The 2,891-nt window shown below is 60.2% G+C and carries 2 protein-coding genes and 1 rRNA gene; 2 read left to right on the forward strand and 1 reads right to left on the reverse strand.

What is annotated here, in order from left to right; genetic code table 11:
* Positions 1-85 precede the first annotated feature (85 nt).
* Entirely contained in the window at positions 86-667 is a 582-nt protein-coding gene (smrA, locus tag CF137_RS21140) for a DNA endonuclease SmrA (RefSeq protein ID WP_139721496.1), read from the forward strand.
* Positions 668-804: 137 nt separating this feature from the next.
* Entirely contained in the window at positions 805-2,283 is a 1,479-nt protein-coding gene (locus CF137_RS21145) for a carboxypeptidase M32 (RefSeq protein WP_162516003.1), read from the forward strand.
* Between the two features lie 327 nt (positions 2,284-2,610).
* Here CF137_RS21145 and rrf read toward each other — a convergent pair.
* Positions 2,611-2,725: ribosomal RNA gene (gene rrf / locus CF137_RS21150) — 5S ribosomal RNA — on the reverse strand.
* Between the last annotated feature and the right edge of the window lie 166 nt (positions 2,726-2,891).

Here is a 2,891-nt window from a genome sequence, read left to right on the forward strand (position 1 = left end):
CTCTTATCCCCCTCCCCCTTTCCCCGTTTTCTGTGCCGATTGCGGCCGCTATAATGGCCCCCACTTTTCTTATGGGGAGCCTGCCGTGTCTCATAACGACGAACTCTCGCTATTTATGAATGAAGTGGCCGACGTGCGGCCCATTCGCAGCGACAACATCCATCCCCATGCGGTCAAATCCGCCCCGACCGAGGCGCAACTCGCTCGCCGTCAGGCTGCCACCGCGCAGCAACTCGCCCTAGATCACCTCACCATGGAGGCCATCGAGATGCGCGATCCGCACGAAATCGTCGGCTTCAAGCGCGATGGGGTGCAGGAGGGGGTCTACAAAAAGCTGCGGCTCGGCAAATACGAGCTGCAGGCGAGCCTGGACTTGCACCAGAAAACCCTCAACGAAGCACGCCAGACGCTGGTGCAGTTCATTGCGGATTGTGAAGTCCGGGATATCCGCTGCCTGCTGATCCTGCACGGCAAGGGGGAGCGCAGCACCCCGCGTGCCCTGCTGAAAAGCTATGTCAGCGCCTGGTTGCCGCAACTGCCCGCCGTCATGGCGGTCCACAGCGCCGAACGTCGCCACGGCGGCAGCGGCGCCCTCTACGTGCTGCTGCGCAAGAGCGAGCGCAAAAAAGCGGAAAACCGCGAACGGCACCAGAAGCGGCTTGGCTAACCCGCCTCCCGCCACTACGCCTTTGGCCCACCTGCGTGAAGGTGGTCAACGACGGGACGGCGGTGTTAGCATCGAACGGCCCCGATCATGCCAGGTACGGGGTGCATACCATCAGGGACGATAACAAGGAAAATCCCATGTCATATCAAAAGCTTGAAAAACATCAGCAGCAGATCCACCGCTTTAGTCACCTCGCCGCCATCTGCGGCTGGGATCAGGCGGCCATGATGCCGGAGGGGGGCAACGAAGCCCGCGCCGAAGCGATGGCCGAACTCGGTCTGCTGATCCACCACAAACGCACAGCCCCCGAGCTCGGCGACTGGATTGCCAAGGCCGAGAGTGAGCCGCTCGATGAAGTGCAGCGTGCCAACCTCCGTGAGATCAAACGGCAATGGCAAGATGCCAGCCTGCTGCCCGGTGAGCTGGTCGAAGCGCTGTCGCTGGCCGGCAGCAAGTGCGAGCACGCCTGGCGCAGCCAGCGCAAGAACAACGACTGGGCCGGTTTTGCCCCCAACCTCGAGGAGGTGGTGACACTCTCCCGTGAAGTGGCGCAGTTGCGGGCCGATGCGCTCGGTGTGCGCCCCTACGATGCCATGCTGGCCCTCTACGAGCCGGGCATGACCAGCGCAAGGCTGGATCAGATCTTCGGCGATCTCGCCAACTGGTTGCCGAACCTTATTCAGACCGTGAGCGAGCAGCAGAAGGGCGATGCCCTGCAACTGCAGCAAGGCCCCTTCCCCATCGCCACCCAGCAGGCACTCGGTCAGGAGGTGATGGGGCTGCTCGGCTTTGATTTCGCCCACGGCCGCCTCGATGTGAGCAGCCACCCCTTCTGTGGTGGCGTACCGACCGATGTGCGGATCACCACCCGCTACAACGAACAGGAGTTTGTCTCCAGCCTGATGGGCATAGTGCACGAGACCGGCCACGCCCGTTACGAGCAGGGGCTGCCGCGCCACCTGCTGGGTCAGCCAGTTGCCGAAGCGCGTTCCATGGCAATCCACGAGAGCCAGAGCCTGTTTTGCGAGATGCAACTGGGCCATCATCCGGCCTTCCTGAGTCTGCTGGCGCCACGCATTCGTCACCACTTCGGCGAGCAGGCGGCGTTTGCGCCGGACAATCTGGCCAAGCTCTACAGCCGGGTCGAGCCGGGCTTTATCCGGGTCGATGCGGACGAGGTGACCTATCCGGCCCACATCATGCTGCGCTACGAGCTGGAGCGGGATCTGGTGGAGGGGCGTATCGAGGTAGCCGACATCCCCGAGCTGTGGGATGCCAAGATGCAGCAGTGGCTGGGGCTCTCCACCAAGGGCAACTACCGCAATGGCTGCATGCAGGATATTCACTGGACCGACGGCTCGTTCGGCTACTTCCCGAGTTACACCCTGGGCGCCATGTATGCCGCCCAGCTGCGCTTTGCCCTCGAGAAAGAGCTGGGCAGCATGGGTGAGGTTATCGCGGCGGGCCGCCTGCCGGAGATCTTCGGCTGGCTCGGGCGCAACATCTGGTCACAGGGGAGCCTGCACAGCACCGACGAGCTGGTGCGCCGCGCCACCGGTGAAGCGCTCAACCCGCACTGGCTGCGTCAGCATCTGGAACAGCGCTACCTGAAGTGATAGGTGTTGCAAGGTAAAAGCAGAACGGGGCCATTTTTAGTTGACCACTACAGGCCCCGTTTTTATTGCGGTTTGTTGCGCTGCCAACCCTTAACACAAAGTCAGCGCCGACATAACACTGATATGTCAGCATTATCCATAAACAGAGCCCATCGTTGCCACAGCAGTTCCCTTCCTGCACAGCCACCGCTGCTATTACCGCTCAATTGCGGTCAATTGCGGTCAATTGCGGTCAATTGCGGTCAATTGCGGTCAATTATCAGGCGATTTGCTGAATTGCAGCCAATAAAAAACCCCGCTCATCGAGCGGGGTTTCTTGTATTGGGTGCCTGGCAGTGTCCTACTCTCGCATGGCGAATGCCACACTACCATCGGCGCTACCGCGTTTCACTTCTGAGTTCGGCATGGGATCAGGTGGTTCCACGGCGCTATGGCCGCCAGGCAAATTCTTAATCTAGAAAGCTGACGTGAATAACGACTCCACGCTAAGTGGCTGTCATTATCACTGAATTTGTAAGTAGTTCGTTCATTCGCTACAAGGCCAGAAACACTTCTTGGGTGTTGTATGGTTAAGCCTCACGGGTAATTAGTATGGGTTAGCTCAACAC

This window comes from Aeromonas sobria (assembly GCF_006243315.1).
Taxonomy (GTDB): Bacteria; Pseudomonadota; Gammaproteobacteria; order Enterobacterales; family Aeromonadaceae; genus Aeromonas; species Aeromonas sobria_A.

Coding starts and splice junctions, on each gene's coding strand:
- CF137_RS21145 (WP_162516003.1), top strand. CDS start 805: ATGTCATATCAAAAGCTTGAAAAACATCAGCAGCAGATCCACCGCTTT.